This window comes from Sphaerisporangium flaviroseum (assembly GCF_039537005.1).
Classification (GTDB): Bacteria; Actinomycetota; Actinomycetes; order Streptosporangiales; family Streptosporangiaceae; genus Sphaerisporangium; species Sphaerisporangium flaviroseum.
Map to the genome: position 1 here is coordinate 871,218 of NZ_BAAAZR010000001.1, position 20,478 is coordinate 891,695.

The 20,478-nt window shown below is 68.2% G+C and carries 16 protein-coding genes and 2 pseudogenes; 11 read left to right on the forward strand and 7 right to left on the reverse strand.

Annotation, left to right across the window (positions count from 1 at the left end; genetic code table 11):
- The first annotated feature begins 6 nt into the window (after positions 1 to 6).
- Positions 7 to 2,232, forward strand: a complete 2,226-nt coding sequence (locus ABD810_RS04075; protein ID WP_344934348.1) for a molybdopterin-dependent oxidoreductase — start codon at positions 7 to 9, stop codon at positions 2,230 to 2,232.
- Between the two features lie 130 nt (positions 2,233 to 2,362).
- Here ABD810_RS04075 and ABD810_RS04080 read toward each other — a convergent pair whose 3' ends face one another.
- Positions 2,363 to 3,499, reverse strand: a complete 1,137-nt coding sequence (locus ABD810_RS04080) for an amidohydrolase family protein (RefSeq protein WP_344934350.1) — start codon at positions 3,497 to 3,499, stop codon at positions 2,363 to 2,365.
- Between the two features lie 213 nt (positions 3,500 to 3,712).
- Here ABD810_RS04080 and ABD810_RS04085 point away from each other — a divergent pair, with 213 nt between their 5' ends.
- Positions 3,713 to 5,071 (forward strand): type I glutamate--ammonia ligase, encoded by a 1,359-nt coding sequence (locus ABD810_RS04085; protein WP_344934352.1) that lies wholly within the window; start codon positions 3,713 to 3,715, stop codon positions 5,069 to 5,071.
- Positions 5,072 to 5,367: 296 nt separating this feature from the next.
- Positions 5,368 to 6,498 carry an acyltransferase family protein gene (locus ABD810_RS04090; protein WP_344934354.1) on the forward strand — a complete coding sequence of 377 codons (1,131 nt, stop codon included), beginning with the start codon at positions 5,368 to 5,370 and terminating at the stop codon, positions 6,496 to 6,498.
- Here ABD810_RS04090 and ABD810_RS04095 read toward each other — a convergent pair.
- Both ABD810_RS04095 and ABD810_RS04100 read right to left on the reverse strand, forming a co-directional pair.
- The gene (locus ABD810_RS04095; protein WP_344934356.1) at positions 6,477 to 7,379 is read right to left on the reverse strand and encodes a polysaccharide deacetylase family protein; all 903 of its coding nucleotides are present in this window, start codon (positions 7,377 to 7,379) and stop codon (positions 6,477 to 6,479) included. The two genes, ABD810_RS04090 and ABD810_RS04095, sit on opposite strands and share 22 nt — an antisense overlap.
- A gap of 74 nt (positions 7,380 to 7,453) precedes the next feature.
- Positions 7,454 to 7,957, reverse strand: coding sequence for a hypothetical protein (locus tag ABD810_RS04100; RefSeq protein ID WP_344934358.1), 504 nt, complete (start codon positions 7,955 to 7,957; stop codon positions 7,454 to 7,456).
- A 300-nt stretch (positions 7,958 to 8,257) separates the two neighbouring features.
- On the opposite strand from ABD810_RS04100, the gene ABD810_RS04105 reads away from it, so the two are divergent.
- From ABD810_RS04105 to ABD810_RS04125, 5 genes and pseudogenes are all read left to right on the forward strand, one after another.
- A complete protein-coding gene (locus ABD810_RS04105; protein WP_344934359.1) occupies positions 8,258 to 9,754 on the forward strand; it encodes an Nramp family divalent metal transporter in 1,497 nt (498 codons plus the stop codon).
- A 507-nt stretch (positions 9,755 to 10,261) separates the two neighbouring features.
- The gene (locus tag ABD810_RS04110) at positions 10,262 to 11,458 is read left to right on the forward strand and encodes an alpha/beta hydrolase family protein (RefSeq protein ID WP_344934361.1); all 1,197 of its coding nucleotides are present in this window, start codon (positions 10,262 to 10,264) and stop codon (positions 11,456 to 11,458) included.
- A gap of 151 nt (positions 11,459 to 11,609) precedes the next feature.
- Positions 11,610 to 11,860, forward strand: a pseudogene (locus tag ABD810_RS04115) (IS256 family transposase); the annotation flags it as partial.
- Between the two features lie 39 nt (positions 11,861 to 11,899).
- A complete protein-coding gene (locus ABD810_RS04120) occupies positions 11,900 to 12,634 on the forward strand; it encodes a cytidylate kinase family protein (protein ID WP_344934363.1) in 735 nt (244 codons plus the stop codon).
- An 888-nt stretch (positions 12,635 to 13,522) separates the two neighbouring features.
- Positions 13,523 to 14,989, forward strand: a complete 1,467-nt coding sequence (locus ABD810_RS04125; protein WP_344934366.1) for a glycoside hydrolase family 62 protein — start codon at positions 13,523 to 13,525, stop codon at positions 14,987 to 14,989.
- Between the two features lie 247 nt (positions 14,990 to 15,236).
- Here ABD810_RS04125 and ABD810_RS04130 read toward each other — a convergent pair whose 3' ends face one another.
- Complete coding sequence (locus ABD810_RS04130) at positions 15,237 to 15,587, reverse strand: hypothetical protein (RefSeq protein WP_344934370.1); 351 nt, start codon at positions 15,585 to 15,587, stop codon at positions 15,237 to 15,239.
- A 259-nt stretch (positions 15,588 to 15,846) separates the two neighbouring features.
- On the opposite strand from ABD810_RS04130, the gene ABD810_RS04135 reads away from it, so the two are divergent.
- Entirely contained in the window at positions 15,847 to 16,932 is a 1,086-nt protein-coding gene (locus ABD810_RS04135; protein ID WP_344934373.1) for a hypothetical protein, read from the forward strand.
- A 91-nt stretch (positions 16,933 to 17,023) separates the two neighbouring features.
- Here the strand turns inward: ABD810_RS04135 and ABD810_RS04140 are convergent, their stop codons facing one another.
- Positions 17,024 to 17,443 carry a DUF7718 family protein gene (locus tag ABD810_RS04140; protein WP_344934375.1) on the reverse strand — a complete coding sequence of 140 codons (420 nt, stop codon included), beginning with the start codon at positions 17,441 to 17,443 and terminating at the stop codon, positions 17,024 to 17,026.
- Positions 17,444 to 17,651: 208 nt separating this feature from the next.
- Between ABD810_RS04140 and ABD810_RS04145 the strand changes: the two are divergent.
- Positions 17,652 to 17,804: pseudogene (locus ABD810_RS04145) on the forward strand (replication initiator); the annotation flags it as partial.
- Between the two features lie 337 nt (positions 17,805 to 18,141).
- On the opposite strand, the gene ABD810_RS04150 reads toward ABD810_RS04145, so the two are convergent.
- Complete coding sequence (locus ABD810_RS04150) at positions 18,142 to 18,519, reverse strand: hypothetical protein (protein ID WP_344934379.1); 378 nt, start codon at positions 18,517 to 18,519, stop codon at positions 18,142 to 18,144.
- Positions 18,520 to 18,680: 161 nt separating this feature from the next.
- Positions 18,681 to 19,925 (reverse strand): NsdA family TPR-like regulatory protein, encoded by a 1,245-nt coding sequence (locus tag ABD810_RS04155; RefSeq protein WP_344934381.1) that lies wholly within the window; start codon positions 19,923 to 19,925, stop codon positions 18,681 to 18,683.
- A gap of 139 nt (positions 19,926 to 20,064) precedes the next feature.
- Between ABD810_RS04155 and ABD810_RS04160 the strand changes: the two genes are divergently transcribed.
- Complete coding sequence (locus ABD810_RS04160) at positions 20,065 to 20,427, forward strand: hypothetical protein (protein WP_344934384.1); 363 nt, start codon at positions 20,065 to 20,067, stop codon at positions 20,425 to 20,427.
- Positions 20,428 to 20,478: the final 51 nt, after the last annotated feature.

A 20,478-nucleotide genomic window follows, 5' to 3' on the forward strand; every position in this document is an offset into this window, starting at 1 on the left:
GTGCCGATGAGAACCGCGCACCGGACCTGTCCCCTCTGCGATGCCGTCTGTGGCCTGCGGCTCACTCTCGACGACGCCGGGCACGTCACGTCGGTCAAGGGTGACCCGGACGACCCGTTCTCCAAGGGGTACATCTGCCCGAAGGGCGCGAGCCTCGGCCATGTGGACGAGGATCCCGACAGGTTGAGCGTCCCCATGGTGCGCGGCGAGGACGACGAGTGGCACGAGGTCACCTGGGACGAGGCCTTCGAAGCGGTCGAGCGCGGGCTCAAGCGCGTCACCGACGACCACGGCCGTGACGCCGTCGCCCTCTACCTCGGCAACCCCACCTTCCACACCATGGGCGGCATCCTCTACCGGGGAGCGCTGGGCCAGACACTCGGCACGCGCAACATCTACTCCGCCAGCACGATCGACCAGATGCCGAAGCAGGTCGCCTGCGGCTACATGTATGGCAACCCCATGGCGATCGCGGTCCCCGACCTGGACCGCACCGACTACCTGCTGATCCTCGGCGCCAACCCGGTGGAGTCGAACGGCTCGCTCTGCGCCGCGCCGGACTTCCCCGGCCGCCTCAAGGCGCTGCGCAAGCGCGGGGGCAAGCTCGTGGTCGTCGACCCGCGCCGCACCCGTACCGCCGCCCTCGCCGACGAGCACCTGTTCGTACGGCCCGGTACGGACGCCTTCCTGCTGTTCGGCATCGTCCACACCCTCCTCGCGGAGGACCTGGCCACGATCGGGGTCGAGGCGGAGGGACTGGAGGAGATCCGGCGGCTGGCGGAGGGCTTCGCCCCGCACATCGTCGCGCCGGTGTGCGGAGTCCCCGCCGAGGACATCATGCGGCTGGCACGTGAGCTGGCCGCGGCGCGCACGGCCGCCGTCTACTCGCGCATCGGCGCCTGTACCGTCGAGTTCGGGACCGCGGCGCAGTGGCTGGTCGACGTGATCAACGTGCTGACCGGCAACCTCGACCGGCCCGGCGGGGTCATGTTCACCAGGCCCGCCACCGTCGACCTGCTCCGCCCGACCGAGCCCTACTCGACGGGCCACTGGCACAGCCGTGTACGCGGGCTGCCGGAATCCCTCGGCGAGCTGCCGGTGGCCACCCTGGCGGACGAGATCGAGACCCCGGGCGAGGGGCAGGTCAGGGCGCTGGTGGCGGTGGCGGGCAACCCGGTGCTCTCGGCACCCGGCGGGCCGCGGCTGGAGCGCGCCCTCCAGGACCTGGACTTCATGGTCTGCGTGGATCCCTACCTGAACGAGACCACCCGGCACGCGCACGTGATCCTGCCGCCGCCGCGCATCCTGCAGATGCCGCACTACGACTTCCTGCTGCTGACGGTCACGGTGCGCAACTACACCCGGTTCTCCCCGCCGATCCACCCGCTGGAGCCGGGACAGCTCTCCGAAGCCGAGATCATGGCACGCCTGGCGTTGATCGCCTCGGGGCAGGGAGCCGGCGCCGACCCGGCGGCGTTCGACGAGATGATGCTCGCGCAGGTGCTCGGCGGGGCCACGCAGGCGCCGGGCTCGCCGTTCGAGGGCATGGACGTGGCGGAGGTGCGCGCCTCGCTGGAGGGCGCGAGCGGCCCCGAACTGATGCTGGACGCCTTCCTCAAGCTCGGCTCCTACGGGCTGTCGCTGGCCGACCTGCTGGAGAACCCGCACGGCATCGACCTCGGCGCGCTGTCGCCCCGCCTGGCGGAGCTGCTGTGCACGGCCTCGGGCAAGGTGGAGCTCGCCCCGCCGAGGCTGGTGGAGGAGGCGGCACGGCTGCGCGAACGGGTGACCGCGCCGGCCCCGGAGATGGTGCTGATCGGGCGGCGCCAGCTGCGCTCCCTCAACAGCTGGCTGCACAACGTGCCCACGCTGGCCGGCGGGACCAACCGGTGCACCCTGCAGATGCACCCGGACGACGTCACGCGGCTCGGGCTCGGCGAGCAGGCGATCGTACGGTCGGCAAGCGGGGAGCTCGTCGTGCCGGTCGAGCCCACCGACACGATCATGCCGGGTGTGGTGAGCCTGCCCCACGGGTGGGGACACGCGGGGACCCCGCAGCGAGTCGCGGCGGCGCAGGCGGGGGTCAACGCCAACGCCCTGACGGACGAGTCGGTGGTCGACGTCCCGTCCGGGAACGCGGTGTTCAACGGCGTCCCCGTCACGGTCAGCCCGGTCGTGCCCGCGGACCTCGACCTCGAACGGCTGAGCGTGACGTCGTCCGCCCCGGCCTGACCCGCAACGGCCACGCGCAGATCGGCGCCGGCCGGAGTCAGGTGGTAGCTGTGCCGGATCCGCGAGCCGGGGTCGCGGTAAGGCCGCTTCTCGAGCACGCCCGCGGACGGACAGGCCTGCCAGATCCAAGTCAGCGATCCGCCAGCCGGTACACGCGGTGGGCGTTCTCGACGCCCACAAGGTGCGCGATCCGGTCGGCGTCGTGCTCGGTCCACGCCCCGTCGTCGAGCCCGGACCGCAGGAAGTCCGAAAGGCCATGGCGGAACAGCAGGGACCCGAGATGGTAGAGCTCCGCCAGCCCGAACGCGTCCGAGGAGAACAGGAACTTGCCGAACGGCGCCAGCTCCAGCGTCTCCGCGACCAGCGCCCGTGCCCTGTTCCCCACGTTGTGGATGGCGAGGCCGACGTCGACGTAGACGTCCGGGAACACCTGGGCGAGGTAACCCGCCTGCCGGTGGTACGGATAGTTGTGCAGCAACATCACCGGCGTGCCGGTCGGCGCCAGCGCGCGCAGCAGGTCGGTCAGCAGCAGCGGGTCGCACCGGTGCAGATCGACGTCCGAGTCGCCGTACCCCACATGGAACTGGATCGGCAGCCCGCGGTCCACGCCGCACCACACGAGGAAGGACTGGAGGGTCACATCGGCGAGGCGGGGCGGGGCGCCCTTCTCGATCGACGCGAGCCAGCGCCCGGCCGCGGCCGTGACCTCGGGGTCACCCGGCCGCTCGCCCGGCAGCGCCAGCCCGACCCGGTAGGCGGCGATCGACTTCAGCCCCACCGCGCCGGTTGTGAGCCCGTCGAGCCGGGTGCGGAAGGCGTCGGCGAAGCCCTCCGCGCCCGTCCCGCTCACCGCCACCTGCTCCGCCACCTGCTCCAGTCGCACGATCTCGTACGCCTTGGCGCCGGCGAGGGCGCCCATCTCGGCGGGTGGCAGGACGGAACCGGCCCCGAAACCGGTGTCCAGACAGAGCGCCGAGGCCCCGGCCGCCTGGAGGAACCGCCGGTTCACCTCGTCGGCTCCGAGATCGGCCCGACGTGCCAGGTAGTCCTCGGCACGCGTGTGAGCGGGCAGGTCCAGGACCGGCGCGCACCAGCGGCGCACGGCGAAGCCGATCTGCGAGTCGAACAGCGTGACACCCGCGGGAGGGGCGTCCGCCTCGGTGAGCATGGACTCGAACTCGTTCCGGTCGAGATCGCGGCGCACCACCCCGTGGCAGTGGTGGTCGACGAGGCGCAGCGACTCTACGCAGGGCAGCAGATCAGGCACGCGGTCGATCGTCCTTTCGGCTCGGCTCGGCTCGGCTCGGTTGGTTCGTTCGGTTGCTTGTCAGTGAGCGTCGCTCAAGGACGGCCACGTTGGCGGGCGGGAAGGCTAGTGGAACCGCGCGGCCGGTGGACGATACGGTGCCCTGGGGTTGATGCCGGCGGCAGGTGGATCGGGCCGCAGGCCGACCATATCGACCGGCGCTGGGGGATCGGAATGGACCAGCAAGAGCGTGCGCGGCGAGTCGCGGTCGCGCGGAAGGTGGCCGGTGACCTCGCCTCGGCAGACCTGACCGGCATCGCCGTCACGTGGGTGGACACCAGCGGCGTCACCCGGGTCAAGGCGGTGCCGCTCACGCGCCTGGAGCACGCGGCGGCCTGGGGCATCGGCGCCTCACCGGTGTTCGACGCCTTCCTCCTCGACGACTCCATCGTCAGTGGCCGCTTCGCGGGCGGACCCGTCGGCGACCTGCGCCTGTATCCGGACCTCGGCCGTGTGGCCGTGCTCGACGCCCTTCCGGGCTGGGCCTGGGCGCCCGCCGACAGATACGACCAGGAAGGCGCGCCCCATCCCCTGGACGCCCGCTATCTGGCCCGCCGCGAGACCGACCGGCTGGCCGCCGAAGGCCTGTCCGTCCGGGCGTCGTTCGAGGTCGAGTGGGCCGCCTCCATCGGCGGCGGCGATGAGTTCGTCCCCGCGTGCACCGGCCCCGCCTACGGCATGACCCGGCTCACCGAACGGTCCGGGTACCTGCGTGACGTCGTCCTGGCGCTGTCGGCGGCGGGCGTCGATGTGGAGCAGATCCACCCCGAGTACGCGGCCGGCCAGTACGAGGTCTCGGTCGCGGCCGAGGACCCGGTCGGCGCCGCGGACACCACCGTCCTGGTTCGCGAGACCATCCGCGCGGTGAGCCTGAACCACGACCTGCGTGCCACGTTCTCCCCCAAGGTGCTCGCCGACAGCGTCGGCAACGGCGCGCACGTCCACCTGAGCCTCTGGCGCGATGGCGTCAACCTGATGGCGGACGGCGACGGCCGCTACGGCCTGACCGCCACCGGTGAGGCGTTCACCGCGGGCATCCTGTCCCGGCTGCCCGCCCTGCTGGCGGTGGGCGCCCCGTCCGTCGCCAGCTACCTGCGGCTCATCCCCTCCCACTGGGCGGGCGCGTTCGCCTGCTGGGGGCTGGAGAACCGCGAGGCGGCCCTGCGGTTCGTCACCGGATCGACCGGCGACCGGCCCCGGGCGGCCAACCTCGAGGTCAAGTGCTTCGACGCGGCGGCGAACCCGTATCTCGCCATGGCGGCCCTCCTCGCCGCGGGGCGGGCGGGTCTCGCCGGCGGCGACACGCTTCCCGACCCCGTCGAGGTCGACCCGGCCTCCCTCGGTGACCAGATCCCCCCGCTGCCGTCCTCCCTGGGGGTGGCACTGGACGCCTTCGAGGCCGACGCGGTGCTGAGGGACGCGCTGGGCGAGGGAATGATCGACACGATCGCCGCCGTACGCCGAGGCGAGATCGCCCTCTTCGAGAACGCGACCCCAGAGGAAATCGCCGCCCACACCCGCTGGAAGCACTGACCGACAGCCCCAGGCCGGGGTTGCCCGATCGCGCACCGCGGCAGGTCGGGGTTGCCTGGTCGTCCGCCCCGGTGGCGGGTCGGGGTGTCTGGCCGTGCACTGTGGCGGGTCGGAGTGTCTGGCTGTCCGCTGTGGCGGGTCGGGGTTGCCTGGTCATCCGCCCCGGTGGCGGGTCGGGGTTGCCTGGTCATCCGCCGCTGCGGCAGGTCGGGATTGTCCGGCCGCCCGCCCTGTCCGTCGTGCTCTGTTGGGGAGGACGGGGGCCCGCGTTACCCCTGCATTTTTGCGGATTTTACGTGATCTTTACAGATATATTCCTGCTTATGCTCACCGCCGCTCCGCAGGTCGTCGAGTCACCGGCCATGCCGGCGGGCCGGCAACGGCTGCGGATCCTCGACCTGCTCCGATTCTGCGCGGCGTTCGCGGTGGTGCTCTTCCACTTCGGGGACACCAGGGCATGGGGAGGCCCCAACGCTTTCCCCACCCTGAGCGCGGTCACCATGTTCGGCGTGTACGGCGTCCGCATGTTCTTCGTGATCAGCGGGTTCGTGATCCTCATGAGCGCATGGGGGCGCAGCCCCGGCGACTTCGCCTCCTCGCGCATCGCCCGGCTCTACCCGGCGTACTGGGCCAGCGTGATCATTCTCGGCGCGCTCGCGCTCGTGGGTCTGACCACCGACCACCGGCCCACCCTGAGCGAGTTGCTCGCCAACCTCACCATGCTGCAGCACGGGCTGCGGATCCGCGATCTGGAGATCGTGTACTGGACGCTCTGGCAGGAACTGGTCTTCTACGTGCTCATCGCGGTGTTCGCGGCGATCGGCATCACCTACCGCCGGTGCCTTGCCTTCCTCGCCGGCTGGCTCTTCCTGCTCGCCATCGCCGAGCGTGTGAACGCCGATCTGCTCCAAGCGGTCCTCATCCCGTTCAGCGCGCCCTACTTCATCGCGGGGATGGCCCTGTATCTGATCCACCGCTTCGGAGGCTCACTGCTGCCCTGGTTGCTGGTGGGCGCCGGGTGGGCGCTGGCCCTCGTCCAGGTGCTGGGAGAAAATCCTCCGGCCGTCCAGAGGTTCGGTGAGGCACTCGGATCCGCCCTCGTCGTCGGCGTGATCTCGCTCATCTTCGTGGTCATGATCCTGGTCGCGCTCGGCAGGCTCGATGGCATCGACTGGCGCCTGCTGACGGTGCTGGGTGCGCTGAGCTACCCGCTGTATCTGTTCCACCATCACATCGGATTCCTGCTCATCGGCAGGCTCCACGCGCCGCTAGGGAAAATGATCACCCTGCCGCTGGTCGTCGTCCTGGTCCTCGCCCTCGCGTACGCCGTGTACCGGCTGGTGGAGGTACCCCTGCAGCCGCGGCTGCGGGCCGCGCTCGACCGTTCGATCCGCGCCGACGCCGGCTACTTGGACGGGCGAGGGTAGATCTCCCCGCCCTGCAACTCCCGGCCCTGCAGCAGGGTCGTCACGGTGACGAAGCGGTAGTTCTGCTTCTCCAGCGCCTTCAGTACGGCCGGCATGGCCTTGACCGTCTCCGGGACGATGTCGTGCAGCAGGATGACCCCGTTGCGCTTGGCCAGCTTCAGCGTCCGCTTGGCGATGACGTTCACGTCACGGGCCTGCCAGTCGAGGGTCGAACCGGTCCACAGGATCTGCGGAAGGCCAAGCTCGATCATCACCTCGCCGACCCTGGCGTTGGTGGCGCCGTTCGGCGGGCGCATCATCGTGGGCGCCCTGCCGACGGTCCGGTCGATGACGTCGGAGGTCCGCGTCATCTCGTCCAGGATCTCTTCGTTGGACAGAGTGGTCAGATCGGGATGGTTCCAGGTGTGGTTGCCGATCTCGTGGCCCTCGGCCACGATGCGCTGCGTCAGCTCGCCGCGGCTCTCCACCTTCCGGCCGAGGAGGAAGAACGTGGCCTTGGCCTTGTGCTTCTTCAGCGTGTCGAGCAGGGCCGGGGTGTAGGGCCACGGGCCGTCGTCGAAAGTGAGCGCGATGCACTTGTAGCGGGCGCAGTACGGCGTGGGCGCCGCGTACACCCTCTTCGCCCTGCCTGCGGCCGGCCGCGTCCCCGCGGTCACCTTCGTCCCGGCGGCCGTCTCACTTGTGGTCGTGGCCGTGCTGGCGCCTGGATGGGTCGTGGCCGCATCGGCGTCTGGAATGCTCACCCTGGACCCCGCGGCCGTCTCGGTCACCCGCGTGCCGGCGGCCGCCAGGTGCTCCCTGCTCGTCCCGACGGCGGTGGGGATGGCGAGCAGCCCCACCGTGCAGACACCGGCGACCATGATTCTGGCTTTCGACCACATGTCGCCGCATTGTAGTCAGGACACCGGCCGAAGGTGATCAGCCGGGCAGATCGCTCATGTCCCGGAAGCGGCGTTCACTCGCGGGCCTGGGACGGACCCCGGGCCGCCCGGCGTACCCGCGTGATCGGCACGACGACGATCAGCGCCGCGTGCCACCAGAAGAGGCCGTCGAACACGACCTTCGGCCAGTCGACCGTTTGTTCCAGGCCTTCCGGGCTGGACTTCATCGCTTCGATGGCGGCCATGCTGTCGGCGGTGGCGTCGCTGTCCAGCCAGCCCCACGGGTACCCCAGCCCGCGGTGGTAGCCGAACATGCAGCAGACGTCCTCGCGTGACACGAGCAGGCTGAGGAACAGGCCCGCGAGGCCCAGCATGCCGGTGGCCAGCCACCCGATGCGGCCGATCGGGCGCGCCGTGACGCCGGCCCACACGAGCAGCGCACCGCCCAGGCAGAGAGCCGCGCCGAAGGCGAGATAGTGACTCTGCCCCCCGGACGCGAGCAGCGCAAGTGCACCGAGAGCCACGCTAAGCGTGCCACCGACCGCCGGTGCCGTGGTGTGCCGGATGACAGGCGACATACCGCTCATCCTGCCATCAGGCATGGCGGGCTCGATCAGGTTCCGTGGTTCACGGCCTCCACGTTGTGGCCCTCCAGGTCACGCAAGAACACGGCGTAGTAGCCCGGGTGCTACTCAGGCCACTAACGGGGGGCGTGCAGCACCGGTGCCAGGTCGGCCCTTGGCCGCCGTGCGTGGTCCACGCCTCCGCGATCTCAATGTGCGGTACGTCACACCTGGACCTTGTCAAACCGTTCATGACGGATCATGCTCGAGATCGGTAATCGGTGCGCTCGGGGGAACGTCGCCCAGGAGGCACCTATGGCGAAGGAAGTCACCAACTCCTTTCCGCTCGGAGTCAGCCGCCCCGATCTCGCGGTCGAAGACCTGCCTGAACCCGAGGAGGTCTTCGGAGTCCGGAAGATCGGTCCGAAGGAAGTCATCAAGTTCGCGATCGGGCCAAGCCTCATCGCCCTGGGAATCTCGATCGGAAGCGGCGAATGGCTGCTCGGCCCGCAGGCTGTGGGGCAGTACGGCTTCGTCGGTGTCGGATGGGTGATCCTCATCTCGGCGTTGCTCCAGACCTTCTACAACGTCGAATGCTCCCGCTACGTCATGGCGACGGGTGAGACCCCGGTCGTCGGCTGGGGCCGTGTGCCGCCCGGATTTCTGCTGTGGGTGCCCCTTTCCGTCTTCGTGGTGATATTCGCCTTCATCGCGGGCGGTTGGGCTGCCTCCGCCGGGCAGGGCGTCTACGCGCTCGTCCACGGCGAGGTGGCGCCGGCCGGAGCAGAGGAGCCGCGTATCTGGGCCATCGCGCTGCTCGTACTGGTGTTCCTCATCACGGCGGCCGCCCGCCGCATCAGCCGAACGCTGGAACTGGCCAATTGGGTCATGGTCGGCGCGATCCTGATCGCCCTGGTCCTCATCGACCTGTTCGTCGTCCCCTTCAGCCAGTGGTGGGAGGGCATCCGTGGCTTCATCACGCCCGCCGCTCCACCGGCGGGCATCACCGCCACCCAGCTCGGCGCGCTCGCCGGATTCACCGCGCTCGCATCCGGCTTGAACTGGTATGTCATGGGCCATTACCGGGACAAGGGGTATGGCATGGGCTACCGCGTCGGCTACATCTCGGGCCTGCGCGGCACACGCACGAAGGTGCTGGCGAGCGGCGTGACCTTCCCTGATGATCCGGCCAATGCCACGCGGTGGCGCCGGTGGTACCGCCTGCTGCTCATCGACATGTGGGGCGTGTTCTTCGTCGGCGCCATCCTCGGCATGCTCCTGCCCACCATCCTGATGGCACATGCGGTGAAGCTCAGCGGCGAGGAGCCGACGCAGGCGAACGTGCCGACCTTCGTGGCATCCGTCTTAGAGCGGGAATACGGCACCGCGATGTTCTACGTAGCCCTGATCTTGGGCGTGCTGATCCTCTTCTCCACCCAGCTCGGCATCTTCGAGGCCATGGTCCGGGTGACGACCGACGCGGCACACGCCACCAGCCCTCGGCTGCGGGCACTGGTGGAGGAGGATCCTCGGCGGTTCTACTACCCCTTCATGCTGACGCTGCTGGTGATCATCGCGATCATCCTGCATCTCGCGCTGCCCATCAGCCTGGTGCAGTGGTCGGCCAACATGTCCAACCTCGGCGCGCTCTTCTATCCCTTCCTCCTGATCTACCTCAACAGCAAACTGCCCCGCCCCGCCAGACCACGCTGGTGGCACTACGCGATCCTGGTACTCAACTTCCTCTTCTTCGGCTTCTTCTTCATCAACTTCATCGCCGACTTCGTAGGAGACCCCCTGGTGACCTTCTGACCGGTCAGAAGGGCTATGTGCTCAACGGCCGGGTACGCGGGCGGGGCCGCACCGGGCACCGCCACCGGCCGCGGCGATCGTCCAACTGTCGTACGTGCTCGACTACGTGGGGTCTCGGACACCGCCGCCATCGGCGGCATCACCGCCGTGATGTCGTTGGCCACCGCGATCGGCGCGGCCCTATTCGCGGCCGCCGCGCGGTGCGGCGCCAAGGTGCTGCTCGTCGGTGAGTTCGCGGCACCGGCATCTGGACCGCCTTGATCCAGATCCGGGGCTCAGCGGTACAGCAGCGATTCTCAGCGGTACAGCAGCGATCCCGTCTGCCGTCGACCTCGCGCGCCCAATCGTCCGAAAGTATGGCCCGAACCGGTGCGAGCCGTGCTTTGGGTCGATGCCCGCACCGGCCCGGGACCGCAGGATGTGCCTATGCCACATCAAGATTGTTTCCGCCCCGATCGGAAAGACGAACATCCCGTGAGGTATGTGATTAAGCCAGAAGGCGCGGCCATGCAGTGCATCCGGCGTGGCGGCCTGGTTGCCCTCGCCGGACTGCTCGCCCTCGTGGCCTCCACCTCCGGCGCATCCGCGGCTGTCACCCCCGCACCTGCCTCTGCCGACCGTTCGGCCACGCCGAGCAGCACCCCGTACCTGCCCAAGCCGACCGGTCCCCACCCGGTCGGTACCACCTCCCTGTATCTCAAGGACCTCTCCCGCCCCGACCCATGGGTGCCCGGGGAGAAGGCGAGGGAGCTTATGGTCTCCCTGTGGTACCCGGCGAAGTCGCCGGGAAAGCGGCGGGCGCGGTACATGACGCCGAAGGAGTCCGAGCTCATCCTGAAAGGAACAGGGATGACCGGCGTGCCGTCCGATGCACTGAGCAAGACGCGCACCAACGCGTTCAGCGACGCGAAACCGACGGGCGGTAGGCGCGACCTGCCCCTGGTGGTGCTCTCTCCCGGCTTCACCTGGCCTAGGAGTTCGCTGACGGCCCTGGCCGAGGAACTCGCGAGCAGAGGCTATGTGGTGGCCGGAATCGACCACACGTACGAGACCTTCGCCACGACCTTCCCCGACGGGCGGGTCACCATCTGCGCCGCATGCGAGCTCCAAACCGATGACTTCGGTAAGAAGGCGGTGGAGAGCCGGGCAGCCGACACCTCCTTCGTGCTCGACGAGCTGACCGGGTCACACCCGAAGTGGAGGGGCGGCACCCTGATCGACCCGTCCCGGATCGCGATGGCGGGCAGCTCCCTCGGAGGCGCCAGCGCCGGCGAAACCATGCTGAAGGACTCCCGGGTGCGCGCCGGGATCAACATGGACGGCCACATGTTCGCCCCGATCCCCACAAGCGGGCTGGCGCGGCCGTTCCTGTTTCTGGGCGTGCAGGGATCTCACAGTCCGGGAAGCAGCGAGGACACCACGTGGGATCGTGACTGGAAACACCTGACCGGCTGGAAGCGCTGGCTCGTGGTGGCCGGGTCGGTGCACGCGTCCTTCACCGACTACGACATGCTGGCCAAGCAGATCGGCGTCGACCTCGGCGGCGACCTCTCCGGAACCCGCTCCGTGGAGATCACCCGCAGGTACGCCCGAGCCTTCTTCGACCTGCACCTGCGCAAGAAGCCGCAACCCCTGCTCGAAAAGCCGTCGGCGCGCTACCCCGAGGTCAAGTTCTGCTCTCCGGAAACGAAGACCTGCGAGTAGGGCATCAACCGCTACTCGACCTCGCTCCTGGATGAAGTCGGGGTCGGGTTAGCGGCGTTGCAGCCATTGGCACTGAGATTCAACGTACGTGCCACCGTGGTGGCGGGGTCGGAGATGTTCGGGCGACTTCGTGCCTGCTCTGATCGACCTCTACGCCAACCCCGCCGAGCACTGGCAGCATCTGCGCACCACCAACCCGATCGAGTCCACCTTCGCCACGGTCCGGCACCGCACCAAGGTCCCAACGGACCTAGGTCCCGAGCCGCCGGCTTCAAACTCATCGAGTCCGCCCAGGCCCGCAGGCGCGCGGTCAACGCACCCCACCTCGTCGCCCTCGTCCGCGCCGGAGCCCGCTTCGAACGAGGCGTCCTCGTCGAACGCGAGCCGGCGAGCGCAGCTTGACGTGCGGTGCTAAACAGAGACACCGTGAGAGAGGCAGCAATGGACCAAGGCACCCGCGGCGAGCTCATCAGTCGGCTGGCCGAGGCGATCAGATCCGTCCCGACCGCGCACCCGCTGCGGGTCGCCATCGACGGGCCGCCCGCCGCCGGCAAGACCACGCTGGCCGACGAGCTCGCCGTCGTCCTTCGCGCGCAGGACCGCGACGTCATCCGCGCGACCATCGATGACTTCCTCTTCCCCCGTGCACAGCGCTACCGACGCGGCCAGTACTCGGCCGAAGGCTGCTACTTCGACGCCCACGACCACGCCGCGCTGTGCCGGGTCCTGCTCGATCCGCTGGGCCCAGGCGGAGATCGAAGTTTCCAACACGCGGTCTACGACAGAGACACCGACACCCCCTCGTCCCCGCCGGCCACGACCGCCCCCGCAGACGCCGTACTGCTCTTCGACGGCGTCTTCCTCCTGCGCCCAGAACTCGTCGACCGGTGGGACCTGCGCATCTTCGTGTCCGTCCGATTCGAGCAGACGGTAGATCGCGCCCGGGACCGAGGCACAGCGCTGGCCGGATCCACCGCCGACACCGCCGAAATCGAACGGTCCTGGCGCAACCGCTATATCCCCTCCCAACAGCTCTACTTCGCCACAGCCCGCCCAACCGACCACGCGGACATCATCGTGTACAACGATCAGCTTCAACGGCCGACCTGGGAAGTCCGACCACACTCATCGATACACAGGACCGGTGTCGGGTTTGCGGATGCCCTCGATGCCTGACAGTGCGTAGCCGTCGACGGCAGGCCGTTTGACCAGGTGGTCGACGGCTTTGCGGCCAAGTCGATGCTCTGCGGCGAATTCCTGCGCCCACAGCAGGAAGGCGGCGTCCAGAAAAGGATTCGTGGCGAATCTGCCACGTACGGCGGCAGATCACACCATCGCTGAACGTTTCATCACAGAGCCGGTCTCGCCGGTGCGAGCGGATGCCCCGTAAGGGCTGATGAAGGCCCGCCGGGGGGCGGGAGCGCGGGGGAAAGGGCCATGGGCCGTGCCTTGACGCGGATCGGCCACATCGTATTGGCTCCGCGCACCACCACCTCCCGCCAGAGAGAAACGGAGCAGTCCGCCAACGGACTTCTTGTGAGCGCTAACAGCAATCGTGGCCCCGCGTGTACGTCTGGGCCGAACCCCCCGGCACACCACCCGCGGGGGCACAGGACGACGCCGAGCCACGCCTCCCTCTCATCCGGGATCGGCCACTGGAACCGGCTCGATCACGGATCTTTGCCGTGGAAATTTCAGTGTTGACGTGGAATGTTTCACGGCCGCCCGGCGACGCCTCGCCGCGGTGGCACGGGTCCCGCACACCACCGGGCGCGCATGCCGCAGCCGGGCGCCGACGCGCCCCGGCCGACCGTGGGACACCGGGCGCCCAAGCCCTGGGCCTGCTCCCTCACGAGGATGGAGCGCCGCGTCAAGTTAGCGCTCACAGGCGAGTCCAGCGTGTCCAGCTCCGCCGTGACCGCCCGCGACGCCTCCTACGACTGCTCGCTCGCCCGGCATCCTCCACGACCTTCGGCTTCACCGCGAACGGCAACGCCGCCACCCATCACCACCACCTGCACCAGTCCCTGACAGCGGCTGGACGAAAAGATGAGGAGCACACACATGCGCCTGCCCTGGCGAACGCGGACACCGCGCCGCTCCGCCGTCACACCGACGGCGTCGTTCCGATCAACCGTGCGCCGCGGCTTCGCGATCACCGCGATCCCGATTCTGCTGGCGGCGGCCGGACTGCTGGCCACGCAGCCCGCGCAGGCGGCCGTCGCCTGCCGGGTCGACTACACCGTCAGTTCGAGCTGGCAGGGAGGCTTCGGCGCCAGCATCACCATCAACAACCTCGGTGACGCGGTCAACGGCTGGCGGCTGACCTGGTCCTTCGGCTCGGGCCAGCAGATCACCCAGATCTGGAACGCCACCCACACCCAGTCGGGCTCGTCGGTCACCGCCACCAACGTCGGCTACAACGCCGTCATCCCCTCCGGCGGCAGCACCAACTTCGGGTTCAACGGCTCCTGGAACGGCAGCAATCCCGCACCTACATCGTTCTCCCTGAACGGCGTGGTCTGCACCGGCGCCCCCGGCACCCCGAGCCCGACGCCGACCGTGACCCCGACACCCAACCCGACCCCGACTCCCACTCCCACGCCGACGCCGACCGGCGGCACGTGCTCTCTTCCGTCGTCGTACCGCTGGACTTCGACGGGTTCGCTGGCGAACCCCAAGTCGGGGTGGGTCTCGCTCAAGGACTTCACCGTCGTGCCCTACAACGGCAGGCATCTGGTCTATGCCACGACGCACGACACCGGAACCAGGTGGGGTTCGATGAACTTCAGCCTGTTCACCAACTGGTCGGAGATGGCCTCGGCCAGCCAGAACACCATGTCCGCCTCCACGGTCGCGCCCTCGCTGTTCTACTTCGCCCCCAAGAACATCTGGGTGCTCGCCTACCAGTGGGGCAGCACCGCGTTCTCCTACCGGACCTCCAGCGACCCCACCAACCCCAACGGCTGGTCAGCAGAGCAGCCGCTGTTCACCGGCAGCATCTCCGGCTCCGGAACAGGGCCCATCGACCAGGCGGTCATCGGTGACGGCACGAACATGTACCTGTTCTTCGCCGGGGACAACGGCAAGATCTACCGGGCGAGCATGCCCATCGGGAACTTCCCAGGCAACTTCGGCTCGAACTACACCACCATCATGAGCGACACCACCAACAACCTGTTCGAAGCCGTCCAGGTCTACAAGCTCCAGAACGAGAACCGCTACCTCATGCTCGTCGAGGCGATCGGCTCGCAGGGCCGCTACTTCCGCTCGTTCACCGCCACCAGCCTGGGCGGTTCGTGGACCCCGCAGGCCGCCAGCGAGAGCAACCCCTTCGCCGGCAAGGCCAACAGCGGCGCCACCTGGACCAACGACATCAGCCACGGCGAGTTGATCCGCACCAGCGCCGACCAGACCATGACCATCAACCCCTGCAACCTGCAGCTGCTCTACCAGGGCCGCAGCCCCAGCTCCGGCGGCGACTACGGCCTGCTGCCCTACCGGCCGGGCGTGCTGACACTGCAGCGCTAACGGCGTGACACAGGTCCGGCTCGGGTGTCCCTGACGTTCACGGCAAAGGCGTACGCCGAACCAGGTGAGCGTCATCACAGCACGACGAAGCTAGAGCGGCGGGCTCGGCGCAACGCCGAGCCCGCGCGGCAGAGCCACTATTTCCGTGCTCGGGTGTCCGAGCAGTTCGACCCTTTGAGGGCGGTTCTACATGCGTTGCGGGACCGCCTGACCCGAGGAACCGGCGGCTCTGCGCCGCAGGCACCCGTCACATCAGCTCGTCCAGCATGCCGTGCAGGTGGGCGGCGGCCACCTCGACGTCGGTGTACTTCCGCTGCGCGGCCCGGACCTCCGCCGCGATGACGCCGCACCGGTGCACGTTCTCGAAGTCACCGTAAGGGAATTTGTACCTCCCCTTGGTGTTCTCACCCATCTCGTCGTCCACGCCGAGATGCCACTTCCCGTACTCATCGAACCCGTGCTTCTCGATGAACTCGTTCTCCTGCGCGGCCAAGGGCCGATGCTCACTCCAGTCGTCCATCACATCGAGCACGACCCGCTTCTCCTTGACCCGGCTCTTAGCGTTGTCGAACCCCCGCTGGTTCAGCTTCACCGCCATGGCTCTTCCCCCTGTCTGCAGTGCTGAACACCCGCCTCTTCACTACCCATCGGATCGCCGCGGTCCCGCCCGCACCGGCCACCCGGCCGAGTTCGTGCGCAGGGGGCTGAACCACCGCCGCGATCCTCTTCCTGCAGGAAGGAGTGGGTTCGGCCCGCCCGTGCCGAACGACAGCCGCCTACGTGATTCCCCGGGTACGGAGAGGTACTCTCAGGCGAGGAGGGGGCGATCGGGGATGCCCGGCGAACAAGCAGCTCAGATGGAGGTGCGTTTCGGCATCCTGGCGTCACCCGGCGCGGCCGCCGAGCTGGCCGCGACCTTTCCGCCCGAGCTGGCGGAAGAGCTTTCGGCGCTCCTGCCGGACCTTCGATGGAGCATCGAGGTCGTCGAGGAGCGGCTCGTCGACCCGCCGGTCCAGCTCAGCGAGCTGATCGCCGCCGGGCGCAGAGCCGTGCTCGATCGCGGATGGCACCTCGCGGTCTGTGTCACCGATCTTCCGCTGCAGACGGCCAGGCGACCCGTGATCGCCCATGCCAGCGCCGCGCACGGCGTGGCGGTGCTGTCCCTGCCCGCGCTCGGCCCGGTGGGGGTCCGTCGGCGTGCCATATCCGCCAGCGTGCGGCTGGTCGAAGCCATGCTCGGAGGAGCCAGCGCGGCGGACGGCAAGGAGCCGGACGGCGGTACGGCAGGACGGCAGCGGTCCGCCGCCGTGCTCCGGCGGGCACGGGAGCTCGCCGATCAAGTAGAAATCGACGACCGAGGTGTGCTTCTCGCGGCCCGGGTGATCACCGGCAACCTGTGGCTGTTGCTGGGCATGTTGCGTGCCAACAGGCCCTGGCGGCTCGCGATACGACTCTCACGCGTGCTGGTGGCCGCGGCGGCGGCGGTGGCCGCGGCGCTGGTCACCAGCGACATCTGGTCGCTCGCCGACCACCTCGGACTTGTGCGGCTGAGCGTGCTCACCGTCGGATCGGTGCTCGCCATGACCCTCACCATCGTCATAGGCGCGAACCTCTGGGAACGGCATCCCAATGCGAATGTGCGCGAGCAGGTCATGTTGTTCAACATCGTCACGGTGATCACAGTGATCATAGGGGTGGTGGTCTTCTACATCGCGCTCTTCCTGATCGCGCTTGCCGGGACGGCGGTGCTCGTACCGGAGAAGTTCTTCGCGAGCGTGCTCAGCCATCCGGTCGACTTCTCGGACTACCTCCTTCTCGCCTGGCTGGCGGCTTCGATCGCGACCGTCGGTGGCGCGCTGGGCGCCGGGCTGGAGAGCGACGACGCCGTGCGCGAGGCGGCTTACACCTACCACCCGGACACCCCGCTCACCAGGAGCACGTGATTCCACGCTCGTGCCTTCTCCGCACGCCGAATATGCGCAGCTCGTCGACAGGTTCGGCAGGTCACGGTGCGTCGGCCGGTGGGAACCCGCGTCAGTCGTCGATCGCGGCGAGGCGCCATGTCCTCTTGTGCTCTTCCCATCTGCGCTCGATCAGATGAAGGACGACATCGTAGCCCTCTTCGACATCCTGCTGCGCCTGGATGACCCGGATGGTCGTGTTGCTGATCTCCCGGCCGGTCGGCGCGAGCTGGTGAATATGAACGATCTCGTGGCAGGTGTCGGCGCGAACCACCTGGACGAAACGGCCGTGCCACCGGCACAGGTGCATGATCACGAAGAAGGCGATATGGCAGCGGCGATCCACCTCGCAGCGCGCCCTGAGCAGGTCGCCCTCGGGCAGCGGCCACACCCAGGCGTACTCCTCGGTCTCCTCCGGTGGAGGCGGATACCACCGGCCCCTCACCTGCAGCTCGGCAGAGGGATGGTAGGTAACCCGGTTCTGAATGCTCACAGGCCATCCGCTCAATCTCGACGTGGTGCAAGTCCTACCCCGCGTGGTTATCCTCGCGTGGCCGGACAGAAAAGACCCGGTCAAGATTCAACGGCTCGCCGCACGTCAAGGGCTCAGGGTGCGTACGGGGCCCTGCCCGGCGCACGCGCGGTCGCCTGGGCGGTCCGCGCGGGTGGCGGCGGCCGCGGGAAACTGAGCCTGCCGTCCGCGCGTGCGGAGCACGACATGCGAGCACGGACGCCCCTGCGGCTGCCACGCTGGGCACGAACCCGGCGAGGACCGGTTAGGTCAGCCGATCTGTCCGGACTGCTACGACACTCAGTCCATGCTCGTAGGTGTGGAGGTTGTCCCAGTGGCCTGACTCGTATTACGACTGGCCTTCGGGTTGCCCGCGTGTAGATCTGTCGGCCCTGCCCTGGAGCGGCTCGGGAAGACACTGGACGGCTCGTAAGGGCTCGCTGCTGTACGGAGATCAAAAAGGCCACTTGCGGTGATCGCAAGTGGCCTTCTAGCTGGGTCGGGGTGGCGGGATTTGAACCCACGGCCTCTTCGTCCCGAAGCAATCCATTGGAGATCGTGAGGTGCGGCGAAACTGGTTCTGACCTGCTCTGATGATGTCTCGGGGTTCATGGTCGTCCGTGGTTGTGCGGAGCCGTTGTCACTCAGTTCGTCACCCGGCTGGACTGCCTTTGGTCGGCTCACGCGGTTGGTTGCCGTAACCGCCGCCGAACACGCTGGATGCGAGCCGCGCCTTCCTTCTCATCCGCGATTCCTCGATCCACACGCCTGGCGATCTTGTACTGAACGATGTCTCCCAATGGCGCGTCACGGTACTTCTGCCACGACTTCGGTCGCTTCCTCAGAAGGCGCTCCTCTACGGCCCCCTCGGCGACTTCGTCCACGGTGCCCTTGGCGGCTTCCAGAACCTGGGTCACACGATGTCGGTTGGCGTGGTGCGGCGCCTTCTTGTTCCGGGGGATGCTCTTCCGGGAGCTCTTGTCGTTCTCGCCATAGTCATTGCGGCGATCCTTGGCATAGCTGAGTAGCTTCTTCTCCTGGGGCGTCCTGCGCTTCATGATCGCTCTCAGAAAGGTGTGCTCATCGTTATAAGCACAGTACTGAGCCGGGAAGGTGTCGGGCGAGTCAAATAACCCACACAAGCATCACGCTGCTTAGATGCATGCATCAGTACGAGGAGGAAGGGCATCCGCCGAGAGGCTAGGGCAGCCCAGTTCAGCTATCTTGCTGCCGCGAGGGCATAGCGCAAGGTCACGGCGTGCGGCGCGCCTCGACTGCCGAGTTCCCCGGCGGTCTCGGCGAGTTCCTTGACCGCATGGCGGTTGAGTTGGACGGCGTCGGTCACGACGGGCAATGCCGTGCTCAGGCTCGCCTCGGCGTCTCCGGCCTTCGCGTATGCGCGAGCCAGGCATGAGGCGTACCAGGCGCGGTCGCGCCCATAGGACTCCGGTAGCCGGGCGAGTCCGGAGGCGAGGAGTTCAACCGCCTGTCCCCAGTTACTCAGGTGCAGTTCGGCCATGCCGCGCTGGAGCGTGAACCACGTCTCGTCGTAGAAGTACATCCATGCGGGCTCGTCTTCACTGTGCTCGGCTGCTCCGCTGATCAGGGTCTCGGCCTCGTCCAACAGGGCGTGCGCCTGGTCGGCGGTGCCGACGAGTGCATGTCCTCGCGCGGCCATCTGCGCGGCCATCCCTCGTACACCCGGCGTGACCTGGCCGCTGTGGGAGCGGGCGGCCTCAGCCAGGCCAACGCAACGACGGGCGTTGCCCGCGCTCCATGCCTGGTGAGCCTTCATGCTCAAGGTCGTGATGGCCATGTTGGCGTCGCCGATCTCCAGTGCCCAGTCATGTGCGCGGTCGTACCAGGCCAGGGCGGCGGGCTGGTCGTCGATGTCCAGGGACATCCACGCGATGAACTGGGCGTACTGGGCGGCGAGATCCACGACGCGTTCCGCCAGGGGGCCTCTCGCGCTGTTGGCGAAGTCGGCCACCACGCCGAGTTGCTGACGCACCACGCCGATCAGGGGCCGGCTACCAATGCTGTCCTCGACCTTGCGGTGTTCGGCAAGGCAGGTCGCGAGCCAATCAAGGGTTACAGCGTCCACACGGGCCGGCTGCGCAACCGCCTTGGTGATCCGCTGGAACAGGTCCGGGTCGGGAGCTATGGACGCCAGCGGGAATGCGGGGACCGGAACAACGGTGGCCTGCTCTGGTGGGAACAGGTCGGCTTCCGTCGTCTCCAGCGCTTGGGCGCATAGCAGACGGTAACGCTCGCTGGGGTAGTGGTCACCACGCTCCCACCCTCGGATGGTCCGCGTGATGTCGGCGAGCGTCGGGAGTTGCATACCCTGCTCCTGGGCGATGGTCCGCAGTCTCCGAGCCATGTCCGCGACGCTCCCAACGCGGGCCTTGCGCTCGGCACGCAGGTTCGCGGCCCACTCGGGCGTACTTGCTGCGGTGCTCATCGGCTACCCCCGGACATTCGCGGATACGACCGTGCCTGCTGCTATCCCCAATTCTCATCCTGCGTCCGCCGATCGCGAGGGGTTAGCTGAATGTGACACGCATCAGTTACCAACCGTGTACGGAGAGGAACCGGCAACCATGGCCGTCAGCCGAGGCGCCGCCCGCATCGAGAAGCACAGCGCACAGCTCGGCGAGCTGGCACGCCACCTCCGGGAGCGTGGTGTGCCCAACCTGGTGAGCAAGCGCATCACGCTCAAGGTCCACACAACGCCTCATGGCACGAGATCTTCGGTGGACTACGACTCTCCCGAACTGGCCGTATGGTCCGGGGACGGCACAACCGTCGCCATCGTCGTGGTCGATGACGGCCAGAAGGAAACGGCCTTCTCACTGCGTCCCCCTGGGCAGGCTGCCCAAGTGCTGTGCTCTGTGGATGCTCCCGACGAAGGAGCCGCGATCATCGCGGGGATGGTCCACCTTGACCCCAGTGGGCCGTCATGATCTATCCCCACTGTGATCCCGCAGACTTACCAGACGACCAGCGCCATGCGA